This is a genomic window from Psychrobacter sp. 28M-43 (genome assembly GCF_014770435.1).
Lineage (GTDB): Bacteria > Pseudomonadota > Gammaproteobacteria > Pseudomonadales > Moraxellaceae > Psychrobacter.
Genome location: NZ_CP061739.1, coordinates 1670440 through 1689658, shown reverse-complemented (window position 1 = coordinate 1689658; position 19219 = coordinate 1670440). Strand labels below are relative to the sequence as shown.

Here is a 19219-nt window from a genome sequence, read left to right as displayed (position 1 = left end):
AGTTCTGTATGGTACGTTATGTTATAGAGCACACATTGATCTTAAGATACGGGCTCTATAACTAAGCGTTCTAGGTGCCATATGTTACCTACCAAATTGGATATCAATCTCAAATAAAAGGACGATTAAAATGTGGGATGAACGCTATAGCGGTACAGAGTTCGCATTTGGTACCGAACCTAATGATTTTTTGAGAGAGACGTTTGAGCAGATACCTGTAGGTGGACACGTACTTTGTCTAGCAGAGGGCGAGGGTAGGAATGCAGTATTCTTAGCTGAGCAAGGCTTCACTGTAACTGCGATGGATATGTCCGAAGTAGGTTTGAACAAAGCGAACAAGTTGGCAAAAGATAGAGGGGTAGCTATTACTACCCAAGTAGCTGATTTAGAACATTATAACTTTGGTCAGTATAAATGGGACGCTATAGTTTCTATCTGGGCACACGTGCCTGAAACGGTACGTCAATACGTACATGCACAAGTTGGCACCGCTCTCAAGCCAGAGGGAGTATTTATCGTCGAAGCTTATACAGAACGACAGCTTGAAACAGAGGCAGTCGGTGGACCACCAGCCAGTCAAAGGGAACGTTTTGGCGCTTTAGAGAACTTTCAAAATGAGCTTGTAGGACTGAAAGAGATTGTTGGTGTAGAGAAGTTGCGTATAGTATCAGAAGGAAAGCGCCATCAAGGGCTTAGCGCTGTAGTACAGTTTGTTGGCAAAAAAGTTAGCAACTAGCCGTTGTAAGTTAAATCTATTAGTCGTTTTAGTAGATATATACATAGTTAGAGAAGATAGTTTGCAAACTACCTTCTCTATGAGCTATTGAGGCTTAATGTCTGATAATTAGCGACTGGTATCTAATGACTAGTATTTAATGATTGGTACTTGATAATTGGTACTTAATGACTAATCTTTTCTGTCAGTACACCCATGCTATAAAGCACATAGGCAATCACAGTTAATGCGACGATAAATGGAGTAAGCATCCAAATCACAATATTAATCAAAAGTGATGGCAGCAATCCATTGAACAATTCAATATCTGGTGCGAAAAAATCGGTCATGACATCGACGGCACGCTTAGCAATAGGGAGTAGTAAAGTGCTGAAAGCTAACATGTAAATGTACTTACTAAAGCCAGGGTCACTCATGACTACCATAAAGTAGAACACTGTAAAAAAAGTGATGCCAAGTGCCCAGCATTTTAGAGTGTAGCTTAAACGAATCATGTTATCTCCTCCCTAAGCTTTCTATTGATCGCTTTACATCGTTCTTACGCAGAGTAAAGCTGCTCCTATACATTCATTATTTTAAATATATATCATATGTTATAATACGAATATATAGTCACGTCAACCAATTTTTCTATTTATTTAAAATACTCCATAAATCATTCAATTTAAAAATGATGTTTTTTAAGGAATAATCTCGTAAATATAATATTAAATAGCCTAAGCAAAAAATCATTATATTAAGCAATAAAACTATAACTACAACTCATTACTTGGGCTTAGACCAAAAAACCGCTTATATTCTCGGCTAAACTGACTAGGACTTTCATATCCTACTTGCATTGCTATTTGTGATATTTGCGTACCATGCATCTTAATTAAGCGTCTGGCTTCCATTAAACGTAAGCTTTTCTGATACTGTAACGGACTCAGCTGGGTTATTTCTTTAAAGTGCTGATGAAACCCTGAAACACTCATGCCGCATCTACTAGCTAAGCTCTCAACCATGATAGGTTCATCTAGATGTGCCTTTATCCAGTCAGTCGCTTGGGCAATGCGGTGTGTATGGCTACCGCTAACGACCAATTGCTTAAGTTTGTTGCCTTGCTCAGCCAAGAGTAGGCGATAGTATATTTCTTGTTGAATTAAAGAAGACAGAAAATCAATATCGTTTGGATAATCAAGCAAGCGTATCAATCGCTCAAACGCATCCATTATGGTGTCATCTAGGTGCCACTTTATCCCTAAATGGCTGCCTGCCATTGGGTGTGTGGTCGGTATCTGCGCTAATACATCTCTAATCATGGCTAAATCTAATTTCATTGATAAAACAATGACGGGGTTTTTTATTGAAGCGTGTTTAATATGCATACTTAGCGGTATATTAACTGGACAAAACATCAAGTTACTATTGTCAAACCTTTGACAGTCAGCACCCAAGTAAATCTCTCGTTCACCTTGCAGTACAATACAAATACTTGGCTCTTGAATATAGCTTACGGCTTTGCTTGGTTTATCCGCGCAGTAAAAGAACAAGCCTGAAACAGCAGATTCGATGGTTTTATTTCTAGGTAGTACTGCTAAAAGTTGGTCAATAGTCGTTTGATTCATCACGAGTGCTTATTTTATAGACTTGCCTGATAGTATAAAGATTTGTAGGATTAGGCAAGAGTTATAGAGGTTTGTTCTAACGTATAAATGCAGAGGATTCTATAATAATCTCATCGCAACAGCGTAAGTACGACCTCTAATAATATGAAACAAGGAATAATTACTCATGAAAATATTTTATAAAACGCGCGCAACCGCTACTGGTGGACGTTCTGGCCATACTGGATTAGACGATGGTTCGTTAGGATTTGACTTGGTGTCTTTTCAAGAGCAAGACAAAGAAGGCGTGAATCCAGAACAGCTTTTTGCCATGGGTTACGCGGCTTGTTTTGATAGCGCTTTGAGCATGACAGCACAGCACATGAAATTGCCTGTTACCGCTTCAAAGACCTCTGCGCAAGTAGGTATCGGTATGAAAGCTGACGGTAGCTACAACTTAGAGATAGAGTTGTCTGTAGAAGTATCAGGTATTGATGAAGCGCAGGCGCAGCAGTTGATCGAAGCCACGCATCAGGTGTGCCCGTATTCTAATGCTACTCGCGGCAATGTAGAGACTCGTCTAGAAGTGACTGTTGTTTAAAGGCTGTTGCGTACAGATTGTTGTTCAACGACTGTTGACCATAGACTAGCAATATTAAAATAATAACTCATATACTCAAACGCCCCGATTTATAAGAGTCGGGGCGTTTTATGTTGTCCGGTAACGTAATTAGCTGGAACCTTTTCTGAGCAGCTTAGCTAATGATAAATCATTAATAGCCTTATCTCATGCTGGTACTTTTTTATTTAAGGTAAACACCAAGACCGCGCCCAAAATGACGGTGCTTGCAATAATAAAGGGCATAGTTAACTGCTCAGATAAAAATATCACACCTAGCAACGCAGCAATCACAGGGACACATAGCTGAACGATAGCGGCTTGTGTGTTTTTCAATAGTGGCATCGCTGTATACCAGATACTATAGCCCAACCCTGAGGCGATCGCTCCTGATGCACAGGCGAGTAGTACACCTTCAGTCGTAATACCTTCCAAATTGATATTTTTGAAACCCAAGTTATCTAGATACGTCATACCTACCAGTAATAGTATAGGCACAGCGACTAAACTACGCACAAAGTTAAACCCTGTCGCTCGAAGCGGTGAGACACATGATTTGCCGCGTATACTATATACTCCCCAAGCTATGCCGCTCATAGCCATTAACGCTGCCGCCAATGGTGACGGTATGGCAGCTGATGGCAGCATCAGATATACAAACCCCGCCACTGCAACGACAAACGCCAACCACTGTAGCGCGCTTAATTGCTCCTTCTTATAAATACCCCAGCCAATCATCGTCAGCTGAACCGCTGAAAACAAAATCAATGCACCAGTGCCAGTATCCAGCTCTACATACGCAATTGAAAAGCACAGCGCATAAATCACCAAGCTGACGCTACTCAACCAACTGCCTTTATCATTTAATATAGCGTGGACGGTAGGGTTGTCATGATTGAACGTTTGGCGTCGCAGTCTGTAAGCATGTATAGCCATGATAATGCCTAGACAGGCCGTCGCACTAACTAGCCTGATGATGGTAAAGCTCCAAGCATCGATGTAGCCTTCTGCCAATGCCATTCGGCAAAACAGGGAGTTTGCGGCAAAGGCGATTAACGCAATAATAGTATAAATAGTGGCTTTCAAAAGTAATTCCTACAATGAATAAATGGCACAAAACAGGCAAGCATAGGATTTCAGTTTTAGGTCTAGAGATACGTTGTTATAACGAACGTTTATTTTTAGCAAAGATAATAGATTGATAACTGATTAATCTATTCGATAGCTGTCTCACAAGACAGGATATTTTGTCGTACTTATAGCAAAAAGTCTCTTTTAAATCAGAATAACGATAGTTGTATTGACGATAAGGTCTAAAAATAGGGATGATGTGCTTCGCAGCAAACGAACTATTAGAACAACACTCATGAAACACAATAATTAGATAAATAAATAGGAAAGATAGTATGGATTGGGCAAGTATTTTTATTTATGACACAACTTGGTTGTTTGCCGTAGAAATTTTAATACGTGTCACTGTAATGTTTGTATTAATTATCACATTTTTACGCTTCACTGGTAAGCGCGGCGTCCGTCAGCTCTCTATTTTCGAGCTGACCATTATTTTGTCGTTGGGCTCTATTGCAGGCGATCCTATGTTCACCGAAGATCTGCCCATTATCCAAGCGGTATTAATCATGGGTACGGTCATTTCACTCTATAGGCTGTGTACTTGGGCGATGATGAAGTTCCAGCCTTTTGAGGACCTGCTAGAGGGGCGCTCAATGTATATTGTAGAAGATGGCATGCTAGTGCTTGATAAGATTAAACAAGGGGAAATGTCACATGATGAGTTTTTTGCTGAAATGCGCCAACAAGGGGTTGAGCATTTAGGACAAGTTCGTGTCGGTTTGCTCGAAGCTGATGGCAATTTTAGTATTTTATTGCATACCTCTGAAAAAACAGACTACGGTATGCCGCTTTTTCCTAAGCAATATCGACCGGTCGAGCAAGTAGAAGCAGGGGTTTACTATGCTTGTATGTATTGCGGTTACGTTGATGAAATCTCTGACCCTAATCATTGTTGCCCGCGCTGCGAGGATAATTGCAATAACTGGGCTAAAGCGTTAAACAATCATATCGTTAAATAATATTACTACTTGGCTGCCTTAGCTCAGTTGGTAAGCTAAGGTAGCCAAGTTTTTTTCAAATTATCAGATAAAAACCTCTCATTTACTGACAATTTGTCTGACTTGCTTTATACAGCGCATGGCTTTCATCATTTACATGACTTTATTTAGGTCACTTTATACCAGTCGAGTTTGCGAGTCATCACCATCACGGAGGCAAGTATCACAAAGCAGAATATCGCACCCAGTAACAGATTGAGATCTTCTGTACTTAAAATACCAAAAAACGCAGCATATAGCCCAGCAAGTGTCGCGGTAAAGATTACTGCCCGTTTTAAACCGCCAAATACATAATAGCTATACCAGCCAATAAGCCCGACACAAGCACTGGACGCTACCATATAGGCTTGCCAAAATGCGATTTGTTCTGCAAGCGGCAGTAATAAGACATAAAAGACAAATAGTGCGCAGCCGACTAACAGATACTGAATAGGGTGGATGCGAATTGATTTGAGCACTTCAAATAAAAAGAAAGTACCAAACGTTACCAACATTAATAGCAAGGCGTACTTCATGGCTCGTTCAGTTTGTAGATAGACATCATTTGGGCTTGCAAAACTAACGCCAAAGCTGTTCAGCAGAATACTTTGATTGCTGCCAGCCACTGTCGCACTGTCTGTCGTCAGACCTCTTGAGGACTCAAACGAATCAGTATTGTACGAATGGCTATCGGTATTGAGCGTTGATTCACTTATGACAGTACATTGATGGTTAGGCGCGCTGAGACATTGAGAGAGGTATTGGTTATTAGCGATAGTTAAATACTGATTTTGCCAACTGGCATCGAATCCTTTAGTGGTAATGCTCTTAGTATTTGGTAATGCTTTACCGATGAAATTTGGTGTCTGCCAGTCACTGTGCATAGATAGAGTAAAGCTCTGCCCAGTTGGGACAGTCGTTATATTACTAATGCCAGCTAATGGTAAGTCGATCACAATATTCAGCGCTTGATTGTCTTTAGGATTAGATAACTGGCTATTTACCTCTGATTTATCTAGATCTGCATCTACTGAACCTGTAATAATAAAGCTATCTTTATTATGCTGGCTAGTAGGATTGATTAATTGCTCCAATATACCTTTAGGAATATCTGCTTCAACATAGGTTAAGTTCTTTATCATTGGTATCTGCGGATAGTTTGCTGCAATTGATTTTTGATTAATTGTGACAGTAGGCAAGGTAGCGACACCGCGTAAGTCAGACACGGGAATGATAAGTTTTGCCTTATTCCAGTGGGTAATGGTTTTGGCTAGCTGTGTCTTATCTGCATCATTGTCAATTGTAGTGCCAATCTGATCTAAATTTGCTAAAGTCTCAGCAAACCTATAACTTTGATCGAATGTCAGCTGACCATCATAGCTAGTAGCGCTATAGATACCGCGTTTATAGATGTCTGTGTTTACTTTTAGGTTTTGTGCAGCCTGCGTCTGAGAGGCAAAAATCGTCTCAATCTTCGAGTATGACGGTTCACATTTACTCTTTATATATGGTGTACCTGTTGCATCTGACTGACATGCCGGTGTGACTGTCGTAGGGATGGCGATGAATGGGTTGATGACTTCTTGTGGATTGACATGCTGCTGGGTGATTTCTTTTATCACTGACTCTGCGTAGTATTGCCTCTCGTATATGATGTCGCTAATCATAGTGAGACCAATCGAAAAAACGATACACAGTCCTATAATAATGGATAACTTAGTCAATAATGTTTTTTGCATGTGGTCGCCTCCTAAGTGTCTTTAATCCACAGCTGCCGAGATAGCAGACTGTGGTTTTAAAAGACATCATAGAGAGGACATAACGAGAAGATGTGCAGGCAATATGGAATAACTGTGAAAGGGTAAAAGTTGATATTTTCGGATAACTGTTTTTCGATTATTAATTTTTTTAATGCTTTTTCGTGTCGCCAACGACTTTATCCATAATAGCGAATAACAAGCCAGACAATACAAAGGTCATATGAATAATAACCTTCCACATGAGTTTGTCGGCATCAAGTTCACTCATTCCGCTAGAGATATCCATAAAGGATTTCAAAAGGTCAATTGCCGAGATAGCGACGATCGCTCCGATGACTTTGAGCTTTAGACCCGAAAAGTCCACTTTGCCCATCCAGCTAGGACGATCATCATGGGTGCCAGTATCGATTTTTGAGACAAAAATCTCATAGCCACTGAATATAATGATAAGCAATAAACTGGCAACCAGAGAGATATCAACCAATACCAATATATCTACAATCACACTGGCTTCAGAGGCCGTCAGAATGTCAGCGAACATGTGCCATAGCTTTTGGACAAACTTAATAAATAATAAAATAATGCCTAACACAAGCCCTAGATAAAAGGGTGCCAGTATCCAGCGGCTATTAAAGATGGTTTTTTCTAAATAAAGCTCAAACTTTTTTAGCATGGGTATCTCTTAGGTTTTAAAGACAAGAAAGTCTTAAAGACGAAAAATTTGTAAGACATAAATATGGGTAAGTTTATGACCATAGCTATTTAGTTTTAGTCATATGAGATTTTGTCTATATTAGCGAGCTGCGCTACTACTTGCTGAACGCGTGCTTTTCTATCGCCACTAATGCGTTGGAATGATTTCTGATGCTTGCTTAATTGACTGGCGAAATAAGCACTTATCTCATCGCGTTGATGCGGACTGTCGCGCAAGTCATCAGCCACCCATGGCGTATCAACATCAGTCAATAATATCAAATCATAATGATGGGCCAATGCTGCTTGCTCAAGGGCCGTAGGACAGTCGCCATAATACCAATAAGAATAAACCATCAGCTCAAACAAACTGGTATCGCAAAACAAATAATGACTGGCATTATTCGTCTGAGCGACTTGTTTGGCTAAGGTATTCTCTAGTGTAATCTGCCCCTGTGCGATAGGGAGCAGATCTTCCCACGTACAAGTCAGCTTCTTGTTGTCCCATTTTTCCTGTAAGTAGGTGCGCATATATTCTGACACCCATGGACTATCAAAATGCTCGGCCAAATCACGACATAAGGTCGTCTTACCCGTACTTTCTGCCCCTAAGACCGCGACGTTGATGACAGATTTAGGCGTATGCTGCTCGAGGTTGTACACGGTAGCGTCGTTGCCATTCATAGTATGCCCAGATTGCGATAAGAGTGAAGACTACATATTGTAGCGCGGTAAAAGTAAAACCTTTATAGAAGTATAATGGTACCGAGATCGCATCAGCGATGATCCAGAGTATCCAATGCTCGATTTTTCGTCGTGCCATGAGCCACATTGCCATCAGAAACAAAGCTGTGGTGAGCATGTCAGTATAATCGACCCAAGTAAATAGATGGATTCCAAGTACCGCATTATCGAAACTAAAGCCATTATTAATCACTGGACGGAAATAATAGACCAATCCTACAAAAGCTATCGTTCCTGCTGCCAAAGCAGAGAGGATCGGGATGTCACCTGCATGCAAATGTTCAATACGGACGTTATTGGTATCTGTCTGCTTATGCTCAACAGACTGGTTTTTCTTGTTCTTTGACCAGTTAATCCAGCCATATAAACTCATCACGGTATAGTAAGCATTGATGAACATATCGCCAAACAGCTGCCACTTCCACAGTAGGTACACAAATATAGCAGTGCTGACCAGACCAATAGGGAAGACTAAAATATTGGTTTTGCTGGCGAGTAAGACACTTGCTACGCCGAAGATAACGGCAATCAGTTCAAGGATGATGAATATCGTAGAGTAGTCAGCGTATTGACCAAATAACCAGTTGAGAAGTTCTGCCATTAGCATTCCTAAGTATGAGCGTGTATCAATGTTCTGAATAATTAAGATAGTTCGACGAATAGTACAAAATAAATGATGCCAATTATAACGTAGCTACCGAAAAAGGACGGCAGTCTTTGCTAATTTATGGCAAGAAACAGATTATTTGTAACAAAGTATTAGAAAAATTATAATATTCAGGCATAATAAACACACTGATTTTAAGTTTACAGTTATTCACTGAATTTGAATGGCTATTATTTTTCCACTTTTATGCTTATTCCAAGCACCACAGTAGTAGACAAGGAAGCTTATCATGACGACTTGTATCACAGGCACTGGTCTTTATATCCCACCTTACAGCATTAGTAACGAAGAGCTAGTTGAGTCATTTAACCAGTATGTTGAAAACTATAATACCGAACATGCTGAAGAGATAGCTGCAGAGACAGTGACGGCACTTGAGCCTTCTTCAGCTGCTTTCATCGAAAAAGTATCTGGTATCAAATCACGTTATGTGATGGAAAAAGAAGGTATCTTAAATACTGAGATCATGGCGCCAGTTATCCCTTACCGCAACTTGGGCGAAGAGCTGTCGGTCATGGCCGAAATGGGTGCAGCAGCACTGAGAGACGCTTTGGCTGATGCTGGACTTGAGGCCAATGACTTAGACGGTATCATCCTTGCTTGCTCAAACTTCCAGCGTACTTATCCTGCGGTTGCTATCGAAATCCAAAACGAAATTGGTATGATTGGCGGCTTTGCTTATGATATGAACGTTGCGTGTAGTGCGGCGACTTTTGGTCTGTCACAAGCACATGGTTCTATCATCTCTGGTTTGGCCAAGCGTATTGCTGTGGTCAACGTTGAGATTACCTCAGCGCATCTAAACTGGCGTAACCGTGACAGCCACTTTATCTTCGGTGACGTAGCGACTGCTTCTATTGTTGAAGAATTAGATACGCCAAAAGGTTACGAGATTCTAAACTCTAAGCTATTTACTCAGTTTTCGACCAACATCAAAAACGAATATGGCTTTATGGATCGCTCAGAGTATCTAGCAGCGCAGACTGAAATGTATCCAGATATCAAAGCACCGGTCACTGACAAGCTGTTTTTGCAAAACGGTCGTAAAGTATTCCGTGAAGTCTGTCCAAAAGTGTCAGAGATTATCACTGAGCACTTGCAAGAAAACGACATCCCAACGTCTGATGTTAAGATGATGTGGTTGCATCAAGCCAATGCCAATATGTTGGATTTGATCTTACGTACCGTGGTTGGTAAAGATGCCGATAAATCGATTGCTCCGAGTGTTATTGCTGAATTTGCCAATACTAGCTCAGCGAGTCCTATGATTGTATTCCATCGCCACAAAGATGATTTAGTATCAGGCGATCTGGGCGTTATTTGCTCATTTGGTGCAGGTTACTCTATTGGTTCGGTGTTGGTTCGCAAGGTTTAATACTTTAACTACCTGTCCTGATAAAAATAGCTAAGAGTCTTCTTAGCTATTTTTTTGTCTGTCGTTCTGCTATTGAAATTACGTCGTGACATCTAAATATAAACAGAGATGTTTGAGAAGATAACATCGAGATTACCGACAATATCAACAAGAATGATTAGAGGTTTTAATTTACCCCAAAAAATTTGCTATAATCACGGGCTTATTCCTCTTATCCAATTAAAAGTCCTTTTATGAAAGAATCCTTACGCCTGCGTTTAGACCAGATGGTAGACCGTTATGAAGAGGTCACCGCTTTATTATCAGATCCTAGTGTCATCAGTGATAATAATAAGTTCCGTGAATTGTCTGTTGAGCACAGCGACTTGATGGAGATCACGACGCTGTGGCAAAACTACGTGGGTGCAGAAACGGATCAGGCTGATGCAGAAGCGATGCTAGCCGATGCAACAGATCCTGACATGAAAGAGATGATGATCGATGAGATTGAAAGTGCGCGTGATACCATCGTAGAGATGGAAGAAGCGCTCAATCTGATGATGCTACCCAAAGACCCTAACGATAAAGTGCCAGCGTTTTTGGAGATTCGTGCAGGGACAGGCGGCGATGAAGCAGCGATTTTCTCTGGTGACTTGTTCCGCATGTACCAAAAATACGCGCAGAGCCAAGGCTGGACACTAGAAGTGCTCTCTGCAAATGAAGGTGAGCATGGTGGTTATAAAGAAATCATCACTCGCGTATCTGGCAACAGTGTATATGGTCGCCTGAAGTTTGAATCGGGCGCTCACCGTGTACAGCGTGTCCCTGAGACCGAAAGCCAAGGTCGTGTTCACACATCAGCTTGTACGGTTGCGGTCATGCCAGAAGTTGAGATTGATGATACCGTTGATATCAATCCTGCTGATATCAAAATGGATACTTTCCGCTCAAGTGGCGCTGGTGGTCAGCACGTTAACACGACTGACTCTGCTGTCCGTTTGACGCATATTCCAACGGGTACCGTGGTAGAGTGTCAGCAAGAGCGTAGCCAGCACAAAAACCGTGCGCACGCTATGAAAATGCTGGTCTCTAAAATTCAACAGGCCAAAGTGCAAGCACAGGTCGATGTGGCGGACTCTATACGTCGTGACTTGGTCGGTAGTGGCGATCGCTCTGAGCGTATCCGTACCTATAATTTTCCACAAGGTCGCATGACCGATCACCGTATCAACCTTACCTTATACAAGCTTGATTCCATTATGGAAGGCGATTTGGATGAGATTCTTGATGCGCTATTACGTGAGCATCAGGCTGATTTGATGGCCAGTATCGGTGGCAATGACTAGTAGTTAGTCTTTAAGAGTACCAACAGTTTTATCTTTTTTATCACCATGTCTGTTCTTATAATAATAAGTATTGATTTAATTTTTCTGTTTTCGTTTATCCATTTAATTACCTAAAAATATTGAGAGTGTTATGTCAAAGCACAATAATCAGAACCAAGATCAAACCCCAGTCGTAGAAGATGCTAACGAGCTAATCGCACAACTGCAAGCCAAGCTAGACGATATTAGTGCTTCAGGTAAACAGCCGTATCCTAATACGTTCAAACGCACTGATTATGCGCAAGACTTACAGACGGCTTTTGATGGTGTCTCAAAGCAGGAAATTGAAGAAAAAGCAGCAAATGGTGAAAAAACACAGGTAAACGTGGCAGGTCGAGTCATGCTCAACCGTGGTTCGTTCATTGTGATTCAAGACATGACAGGCCGTATTCAGCTATATGTAGCACGTAAAGAGCTTGATGAGGAAACTCGTGCAAGCATCAAATCACTAGATTTGGGTGACATCGTTGGTGTATCAGGCTATATCGGTCGCTCAGGTAAAGGCGATCTGTATGTACATATTGAAGAAATTACGCTACTGACCAAATCACTACGTCCAATGCCAAACAAGTTCCATGGTTTGGCTGATGTCGAAGCGCGCTATCGCAATCGTCATCTTGATTTGATGACCAATGAGACGACTCGCAATACCTTTATGGTTCGTAGTCAGATCGTTAGTGGTATTCGTCAATTTATGCTCAATGAGCGTTTTATGGAAGTTGAAACGCCAATGATGCATCCGATACCAGGCGGCGCAGTAGCTCGTCCGTTTGAGACACATCATAACGCATTAGATATGCCTTTATATCTACGTATCGCGCCTGAGCTTTATCTTAAGCGTCTGGTCGTTGGCGGGTTTGAGCGCGTATTTGAGATTAACCGTAGTTTCCGTAATGAAGGGGTTTCAACCCGTCATAACCCTGAATTCACCATGATTGAGTTCTATCAAGCATACGCTGATTATCATGACTTAATGGATTTGACTGAGCGTCTGTTTAATCAGTTAGCAATAGATGTGTTGGGCACAACAGAGCTTACGTATCAAGAAGAAGCCATTAGCCTAAAAGCACCATTTGCTCGTCTATCAATGTCTGATGCGATTGCAAAATATGCTGAAAACTTTGACATGACACGTATCAATGATCGTGAATACCTAGCAGAATATGCATCTACGACACTTAAGCAACAAGTCAAAGATGTGTTCGGTGTGGGTAAACTACAAACGATTATCTTTGAAGAAACGGCTGAGCATCAATTACGTCAGCCAACGTTCATTACTGAGTACCCAGCTGAGACCTCACCACTAGCGCGCCGTAGTGATGACAATCCTGAGATTACTGATCGCTTTGAGCTGTTCGTTGGTGGTCGTGAGTTGGCTAATGGTTTTAGCGAGCTTAATGACCCAGCAGACCAAGCTGAGCGTTTCCGTGGTCAGGTTGCTGAAAAAGACGCTGGCGATGATGAAGCTATGCATTTTGATGAAGAGTATATCGAAGCATTGTCTTATGGTTTGCCACCGACAGCTGGTGAGGGTATTGGTATTGACCGTCTAGTAATGCTATTTACCGACTCTGCTAGTATCCGTGATGTGATCTTGTTCCCGCATATGCGCCGCAAACAAGACAGCTAAGATGGGTTTGCTTGCTATAAATCCAAACTGATACTTAACTCAGCATAAAAAGCTTTTGCTCATTTTCACAGAGTGGGTATAAGCTTTTTTGTGAAATATCGTTTATAGAGGTATTATGGATATTCAGCAAGCATCACATGCGCCATGGCAAAAAATGATTCAGCAATGTTTTTTATCATTGTATGAGTTGCCTGATGACAAAATCACTGACTCTGATCATTTTCAGGGTTATGATTTTGTTTTTGACTTTTCCGGCGCTACTATTTATTTGCTCGTCAATACCGTCGTGATGCAGGCAAATAAGCAAGAAGTGGATAATGCTAAAGTTCGTGAGTGGAGAAAAGAAGTTGTCAACCAACTTATCAAACGCCACGCTCAGATTTATCAAAAAAACGACAGCCTAATTGTAGATAGAAGTGCCGCGACAACTGATAAAGCGGTTTATTTTATTGGCTTAACGTCATTGTCTATCAATCATCAAGACGATCAATCGGGTCATTCATCTTATGTAGTTGGCTACGAATATGGCAGTCGGTTTTTTGCAGAAGACTGTGTTTTAGACTTAGATGATGAGCAAAGTATCCTACAAGTCTTTAGTCATCAAAACTTCGTTGATATCCTCGATCAGTTGGTGACGCCAAGTGATTTAACAACCTTTTTAGACTTCCATCGTCGTCAACTATCTAGCTTTGCATCATTTCAAAACGAATCGACATTGCTTAAACAGTTTCTACAATCACCGGACTTTCATCAAAGAGCGATTAGGGTGCAAGAGCAGCTAATTGATAGTGAGTTAATTGAGCAAGTTGAATTGCGTTTACTTAAAGCAGTAGAGCCAAATCAGACTATATATGCCGACGCCTTAATGGCTGAGATGCGAAAAAATACTGGTATGTGGTTCAAGCTGTTTAACAGCGTGATTGAGCGTTATCATGAAGCAGGTACACCTTTACCAAATGAGCAGGTTGATATTTTGGTAGATGAGTCAATATATACCTATGCATGCCTAGTAGAAAAAATCTTAGCTTATAGAACCATGGATCAAGACTCGCGCTGGAATGGTTATGTCCGTCATGAGCATTCTTATCATGTATTTGGACGCCATTATCTCATGGTGTTTTATGCGCAAGACGGTAGCAGTTCGCTGAGTGCAGAGAATGTTAGGCTTTCTTATAAAGATTTATTGTCAGATATTAATGTCCAATTACAGGAGCCAGTAATGGATGATTTGTTTTTACTGGGTGTAGAGTTTCGGCCATGTGAAGACAGTGTAAACACTGAGGTTTATCTGGATATATTTCATCAAGCAGGTTCATTGATTGATGAAAGTACTCAACGCTTATATGACCGACTGGCACAACTTCAAGCTCAGTTATAACCTAAACATAGTACGATTCACTAACCCGACGCTTCCTTTATATTTGTATTATTTACATTGGCATTTCTTATGACGCAGCAATATCAAGTTTTAGCTCGCAAATACCGACCAAAAAACTTTCACGAGTTGATTGGGCAGACGCATGTGTCTCAAGCGTTGATTAATGCGATTGATTATAACCGCTTGCATCATGCTTATCTGTTTACTGGAACTCGCGGAGTGGGTAAGACGACGATTGCGCGCATCTTATCTAAGTGCTTAAACTGTGATACAGGTATTACCAGTACGCCTTGCGGCGTATGTGATAATTGCGTTGCTATTGATCAGGGGCGTTTTATTGATCTTATTGAGATTGATGCCGCTTCTCGTACCAAGGTTGAAGACACGCGTGAATTATTAGACAACGTGCCTTATGCGCCAAGCCAAGGGCGTTATAAGGTCTATCTGATTGATGAAGTACATATGCTGTCTACGCACAGCTTTAACGCGCTATTAAAAACGTTAGAAGAGCCACCTGAACATGTGAAGTTTTTATTAGCGACGACTGATCCACAGAAGCTACCAATTACGATTATTTCGCGCTGCTTGCAGTTTGTACTACGCCCATTACCACAAACGTTACTTAGCGAGCACTTGGCAAATATCTTGACCAAAGAGCAGGTAGGCTATACTCAGCCAGCGATTTGGCAGTTAGCAAGTGCAGCCAAAGGTTCTGTGCGTGATGCTCTATCATTGACCGATCAAGCCATTGCTTTTGGTCAAGGCGCACTGGATGATGCGACTGTCAATGCAATGCTTGGTCTTATTGATGCTGCTGACTTAGTGCGTCTAATCACAGATATCTATAATCATGATAAGTCTGCGGTTGCTGCTCATATTGAGCAAATGCGCGCGCAAATGGTCGATGCGACTAGTATGTTTGATGGGCTCGCTGAGCTGTTACATCAGTTGGCATTGACCCAGCTGTTGCCCGAGGTCGCTCTTAATGTCAATGAGGCGCAAGCAAAAGATATTTATACGCTAGCTCAGCATATCAGCCCTGATGTCTTGCAGCTGTATTATGAAATTGTTGTACAGGCACGTGAAGGTGTCAAGCTTGCAAGTACACCGATGCAAGCGCTTGAGATGTGCATCTTGCGTTTATTGGCGTTTCGTCCTTTGCCAGTCGATGAAGTCTTGAGCAATACTCATGATAGTGATGGGTCTGCTACCAAAGTACCAGCTATAGAACCAGTTTCTTCCGTATCAGCTCCAGATGCTATTGCACATGAAGCGTCAGCACCGCCGCCAGAGCTTTATAGTGTTGACTATCAGACTTCAAGTCACGATGAGCTGCAAAGCGGTATTTATGATAATGACAATTTAGCACAGTCAATGGCTAGTGCTATGCCTGAACCAGTTGTTGAGCCTGAACCAGTTGTTGAGCCTGAACCAGTTGTTGAGCCTGAACCAGTTGTTGAGCCTGAACCAGTTGTTGAGCCTGAACCAGTTGTTGAGCCTGAACCAGTTGTTGAGCCTGAACCAGTTGTTGAGCCTGAACCAGTTGTTGAGCCTGAACCAGTTGTTGAGCCTGAACCAGTTGTTGAGCCTGAACCAGTTGTTGAGCCTGAACCAGTTGTTGAGCCTGAACCAGTTGTTGAGCCTGGCGCAAATGATTCTCAATTAACAGCCAACTCTGATGAAGATCCACGTACGTTGCTGCGTTGTCCACCTCAAGAACTGACAGGCGAGTGGAACCCAGAAAAGTGGGACTATTGGTTACAAACTGCTCGTGAAAGCGAGGTATTAGCACAAGATGAGCTAGCACTAGCACGACAAGGGACAATGACTGGTCAATGCAATGGCAAAGCCACGTTTTTGACCAGTGTTGATAGTAAGCATTTGCAGGTCACTTTTCAGCAATTGGCAGCTAAGCTACAACAGCAATTTACACAAGCTGACATTGACTTGAAAATTGATAGTAGTATCATGCAGACCGAAGATAAAACCCCAGAGCGCCGACAGAAGAAACGTTTAGAGCAAGCGAAAATCGTTGCTGAAACGAAATTGCTAAAAACACCAGTAATGCAGTATTTAACTGAACGCGGTGAGGGGAAAATGGGTAAAGTACAGCTGTATTGAAATTTTAGAGCAGTGTTTGCTCAAAATATCTAAAAGTATATTTATATATTGAACGTAGTTTTATATTAAATATCAAGGTGATAGCAATATATCACCTTGATATTTTTGTTTTTATTACGGGTCAAAATATATTTATCAAACAAGAGAGAACCATTTGATAACGATAAGATGAATGCAAAGTCGTTATAATGGTTAAGTTATATTAAAAACTGAAATGACGTTTAGGTGAGAATATGTTGGATAATTTACGCGGTATGGCTGTGTTCGCCAGTGTGGTCGGACATGGCTCTTTTAGTGGCTCAGCACGTGAGCTAGGTATTACAACCAGTGCAGTCAGTCAGCAAATTCGTTCGTTAGAGAACGAGCTTGGCGTGGTATTGCTGCACCGCTCAACTCGTAAGCTAAGCTTAACAGAAGCTGGCGAGAGCTTTTATGAAGCGGCAAAAGATGTCGTCAGTGCAGCGGAGCAAGGGCGTATCAAAGTCAATCAATTACGTGATGAGCTAGCAGGTAGCTTGCGTGTATCGACGACTCCTGAGCTTGGTGTTAATCATATACTGCCAGCACTCTCTACGTGGATGGCGGCACATGATGATCTAAGCGTCACTTATCTAGCTGACAATCATTATATTGATATGATTGACGAGCGTATTGATATTGCCATTCGCATGAGCCCATCGATTAATGATTCTAGTCTGAGCAGTCATCCATTGACCGATGTGCGCCAATTACTGGTTGCCTCACCTCAGTATCTACGTCAGCATAGTAAGCTAAATACGCCTAAAGATTTGGCTGAGCATCAATTAATCTGTATTGAAATCATGAAAGATGCCAATCAGATCGATATGATTCAGACTGAAACTGGCAAAAAAACGCGTGTCAAAATGAACTCACGTATCTATACCAATAACGTGTTTATGGCGACGACGTTGGCAAAAGAAGGTCACGGTTTGGTTAGAATGTTAGAGATGGACGTCAAAAAAGAGCTTGAAAGTGGAGAGCTGGTAGAAGTGTTGACTGGCTATCAGTTACCAAGCTTTGTGCTATATGCGGTCACTTTAAATCGCGACCAACAGCCAGCTAAAATCACTCGTTGCCTAGAAGTACTGAAGAAATACTTCCATGCGAATTAAGTGTTGTTCTCACTACGCACAAAACGTTTTTAGTTAGCAATAAGCAGTTAGCAAAAAGCCTATAGATAATGAATCATCTATAGGCTTTTTTATTGTCTATTATTAACGTTGAAGCATATTTTAAAATGATGGCTTTAGTAGATTGATTAAACGCTCAGCGACTTGTGTGCTTTCATCACGGCTCATGTTAAGCGGCGGCAGCAAACGTACAACATGACCACCCGTCACATTGATGATTAGATTTTGCTCATCACGGGCACGATCCACCAGTTGGCTACAATCCATATCTTCAGGTAGCGCGATACCAATCATCATACCTGCACCGCGACTACTAACGCCATGTTGGCCAAATGTATCAACGATACTTTCTCTGATGAATAAACCCTCAGTCACTGCATTTTCCATGATGTTACTATTTGCTAGTACGTCATATACGCTATGTACCACACGGCTGGCCAATGGCGTGCCACCATAAGTAGAGCCATGGCTACCAGCACCAAACAGACCATTGGCACGGCCACGGACCATGCACGCACCGACTGGGAAACCATTACCTAGGCCTTTGGCTGTCGTCAACACATCAGGACGAGCGTTGCTGTGTTGATAAGCAAAGTATTTACCCGTACGGCCATTACCTGTTTGTACTTCATCCAGCATAAATAGCCAGTTATGAGCGTCACATTCTGCTTGTAGCTCTTCAAGATAAGTGAAGCCATTGGCTGCCGTATTTAGGCCACCTTCGCCTTGAATCGGCTCTACAAAGATAGCGCAGATGTCATCATGTTCTTGAGCAGCTTGTTTGACGGCAGTAATATCGCCAAATGGCACACGAATAAAGTCTTCATCTAGTGTATAAAACCCTTCACGTGCTTTTGGATTTGCAGTAGCTGACAAAGATAATAACGTACGACCATGGAACGATTGCTCCATTACGATAACTTTTGGACGTTTAAAACCTTGCTTGTACGCGTATAAACGTGCCAGTTTCAATGCAGCTTCATTGGCTTCGGCGCCACTATTGGCAAAAAACACACTGTCCATTTGGGCGGCGGTACATAGTATCTCTCCAGCACGCTCTTGCCAATCAATGCCAAACAAGTTGCTCGTATGAATTAACATACCTGCTTGCTGCTGAATCGCGTCAGTGACTTGTGGATGACAGTGTCCTAAGCCGCATACCGCAATACCAGTCAAAGCATCTAAGTAAGGCGTGTCATCTTTGGTATAGAGCCAACTGCCTGTACCGCGTGTAAAGCTGATTGGTTGACGATTATAAGTGGGCATCAGGTAAGTAGCAGACATGTA

General features: G+C 41.7%; 17 protein-coding genes. 9 read left to right on the top strand and 8 right to left on the bottom strand.

What is annotated here, in order from left to right; genetic code table 11:
* Nucleotides 1-130: 130 nt before the first annotated feature.
* On the top strand, nt 131-736 hold the full coding sequence (locus IEE84_RS07075; protein WP_191113643.1) for an SAM-dependent methyltransferase: 606 nt from the start codon (nt 131-133) through the stop codon (nt 734-736).
* 164 nt (nt 737-900) lie between these two features.
* Here the strand turns inward: IEE84_RS07075 and IEE84_RS07070 are convergent, their stop codons facing one another.
* On the bottom strand, nt 901-1230 hold the full coding sequence (locus IEE84_RS07070; RefSeq protein ID WP_191113642.1) for a hypothetical protein: 330 nt from the start codon (nt 1228-1230) through the stop codon (nt 901-903).
* Between the two features lie 261 nt (nt 1231-1491).
* Complete coding sequence (locus IEE84_RS07065; protein WP_191113641.1) at nt 1492-2343, bottom strand: AraC family transcriptional regulator; 852 nt, start codon at nt 2341-2343, stop codon at nt 1492-1494.
* A 166-nt stretch (nt 2344-2509) separates the two neighbouring features.
* Between IEE84_RS07065 and IEE84_RS07060 the strand changes: the two genes are divergently transcribed.
* Nucleotides 2510-2923 (top strand): organic hydroperoxide resistance protein, encoded by a 414-nt coding sequence (locus tag IEE84_RS07060; RefSeq protein ID WP_191113640.1) that lies wholly within the window; start codon nt 2510-2512, stop codon nt 2921-2923.
* A gap of 186 nt (nt 2924-3109) precedes the next feature.
* On the opposite strand, the gene IEE84_RS07055 is transcribed toward IEE84_RS07060, so the two are convergent.
* On the bottom strand, nt 3110-4027 hold the full coding sequence (locus IEE84_RS07055) for a DMT family transporter (RefSeq protein ID WP_191113639.1): 918 nt from the start codon (nt 4025-4027) through the stop codon (nt 3110-3112).
* A gap of 320 nt (nt 4028-4347) precedes the next feature.
* Here IEE84_RS07055 and IEE84_RS07050 point away from each other — a divergent pair, with 320 nt between their 5' ends.
* Nucleotides 4348-5031: a DUF421 domain-containing protein gene (locus IEE84_RS07050; protein WP_191113638.1), complete on the top strand. Its 684-nt coding sequence runs from the start codon at nt 4348-4350 to the stop codon at nt 5029-5031.
* A gap of 146 nt (nt 5032-5177) precedes the next feature.
* Here IEE84_RS07050 and creD read toward each other — a convergent pair whose 3' ends face one another.
* The 4 genes from creD to pnuC form a co-directional block, all read right to left on the bottom strand.
* On the bottom strand, nt 5178-6788 hold the full coding sequence (gene creD / locus IEE84_RS07045; RefSeq protein ID WP_191113637.1) for a cell envelope integrity protein CreD: 1611 nt from the start codon (nt 6786-6788) through the stop codon (nt 5178-5180).
* A gap of 169 nt (nt 6789-6957) precedes the next feature.
* Nucleotides 6958-7482: a TIGR00645 family protein gene (locus IEE84_RS07040; RefSeq protein WP_102093027.1), complete on the bottom strand. Its 525-nt coding sequence runs from the start codon at nt 7480-7482 to the stop codon at nt 6958-6960.
* Between the two features lie 95 nt (nt 7483-7577).
* Nucleotides 7578-8165 (bottom strand): AAA family ATPase, encoded by a 588-nt coding sequence (locus tag IEE84_RS07035; RefSeq protein ID WP_224737675.1) that lies wholly within the window; start codon nt 8163-8165, stop codon nt 7578-7580.
* Nucleotides 8137-8847, bottom strand: coding sequence for a nicotinamide riboside transporter PnuC (pnuC, locus tag IEE84_RS07030; RefSeq protein WP_191113635.1), 711 nt, complete (start codon nt 8845-8847; stop codon nt 8137-8139). The genes IEE84_RS07035 and pnuC overlap by 29 nt, the downstream gene beginning before the upstream one ends.
* 295 nt (nt 8848-9142) lie before the next feature.
* Between pnuC and IEE84_RS07025 the strand changes: the two genes are divergently transcribed.
* The 6 genes from IEE84_RS07025 (at nt 9143) to IEE84_RS07000 (ending at nt 17914) form a co-directional block, all read left to right on the top strand.
* The gene (locus IEE84_RS07025) at nt 9143-10288 is read left to right on the top strand and encodes a beta-ketoacyl-ACP synthase III (protein ID WP_057760302.1); all 1146 of its coding nucleotides are present in this window, start codon (nt 9143-9145) and stop codon (nt 10286-10288) included.
* 233 nt (nt 10289-10521) lie between these two features.
* Complete coding sequence (prfA, locus tag IEE84_RS07020) at nt 10522-11613, top strand: peptide chain release factor 1 (protein ID WP_057760300.1); 1092 nt, start codon at nt 10522-10524, stop codon at nt 11611-11613.
* Nucleotides 11614-11743: 130 nt separating this feature from the next.
* Nucleotides 11744-13282, top strand: coding sequence for a lysine--tRNA ligase (gene lysS, locus IEE84_RS07015; protein WP_102090341.1), 1539 nt, complete (start codon nt 11744-11746; stop codon nt 13280-13282).
* Nucleotides 13283-13397: 115 nt separating this feature from the next.
* Nucleotides 13398-14660, top strand: coding sequence for a hypothetical protein (locus IEE84_RS07010; protein ID WP_191113634.1), 1263 nt, complete (start codon nt 13398-13400; stop codon nt 14658-14660).
* A gap of 69 nt (nt 14661-14729) precedes the next feature.
* Nucleotides 14730-16781 carry a DNA polymerase III subunit gamma/tau gene (gene dnaX / locus IEE84_RS07005; RefSeq protein ID WP_191113633.1) on the top strand — a complete coding sequence of 684 codons (2052 nt, stop codon included), beginning with the start codon at nt 14730-14732 and terminating at the stop codon, nt 16779-16781.
* Nucleotides 16782-17014: 233 nt separating this feature from the next.
* Nucleotides 17015-17914: a LysR family transcriptional regulator gene (locus IEE84_RS07000; RefSeq protein WP_057760292.1), complete on the top strand. Its 900-nt coding sequence runs from the start codon at nt 17015-17017 to the stop codon at nt 17912-17914.
* 120 nt (nt 17915-18034) lie between these two features.
* Here the strand turns inward: IEE84_RS07000 and IEE84_RS06995 are convergent, their stop codons facing one another.
* Nucleotides 18035-19216, bottom strand: a complete 1182-nt coding sequence (locus IEE84_RS06995; RefSeq protein ID WP_191113632.1) for an aspartate aminotransferase family protein — start codon at nt 19214-19216, stop codon at nt 18035-18037.
* Between the last annotated feature and the right edge of the window lie 3 nt (nt 19217-19219).

Bases quoted from the DNA above. Each gene is read 5' to 3' on its own strand.
- IEE84_RS07075 (WP_191113643.1), top strand. From the start codon at position 131: ATGTGGGATGAACGCTATAGCGGTACAGAGTTCGCATTTGGTACCGAA.
- IEE84_RS07070 (WP_191113642.1), bottom strand. From the start codon at position 1,230: ATGATTCGTTTAAGCTACACTCTAAAATGCTGGGCACTTGGCATCACT.
- IEE84_RS07065 (WP_191113641.1), bottom strand. From the start codon at position 2,343: ATGAATCAAACGACTATTGACCAACTTTTAGCAGTACTACCTAGAAAT.
- IEE84_RS07060 (WP_191113640.1), top strand. From the start codon at position 2,510: ATGAAAATATTTTATAAAACGCGCGCAACCGCTACTGGTGGACGTTCT.
- IEE84_RS07050 (WP_191113638.1), top strand. From the start codon at position 4,348: ATGGATTGGGCAAGTATTTTTATTTATGACACAACTTGGTTGTTTGCC.
- creD (WP_191113637.1), bottom strand. From the start codon at position 6,788: ATGCAAAAAACATTATTGACTAAGTTATCCATTATTATAGGACTGTGT.
- IEE84_RS07040 (WP_102093027.1), bottom strand. From the start codon at position 7,482: ATGCTAAAAAAGTTTGAGCTTTATTTAGAAAAAACCATCTTTAATAGC.
- pnuC (WP_191113635.1), bottom strand. From the start codon at position 8,847: ATGGCAGAACTTCTCAACTGGTTATTTGGTCAATACGCTGACTACTCT.
- IEE84_RS07025 (WP_057760302.1), top strand. From the start codon at position 9,143: ATGACGACTTGTATCACAGGCACTGGTCTTTATATCCCACCTTACAGC.
- prfA (WP_057760300.1), top strand. From the start codon at position 10,522: ATGAAAGAATCCTTACGCCTGCGTTTAGACCAGATGGTAGACCGTTAT.
- lysS (WP_102090341.1), top strand. From the start codon at position 11,744: ATGTCAAAGCACAATAATCAGAACCAAGATCAAACCCCAGTCGTAGAA.
- IEE84_RS07010 (WP_191113634.1), top strand. From the start codon at position 13,398: ATGGATATTCAGCAAGCATCACATGCGCCATGGCAAAAAATGATTCAG.
- dnaX (WP_191113633.1), top strand. From the start codon at position 14,730: ATGACGCAGCAATATCAAGTTTTAGCTCGCAAATACCGACCAAAAAAC.
- IEE84_RS07000 (WP_057760292.1), top strand. From the start codon at position 17,015: ATGTTGGATAATTTACGCGGTATGGCTGTGTTCGCCAGTGTGGTCGGA.
- IEE84_RS06995 (WP_191113632.1), bottom strand. From the start codon at position 19,216: ATGTCTGCTACTTACCTGATGCCCACTTATAATCGTCAACCAATCAGC.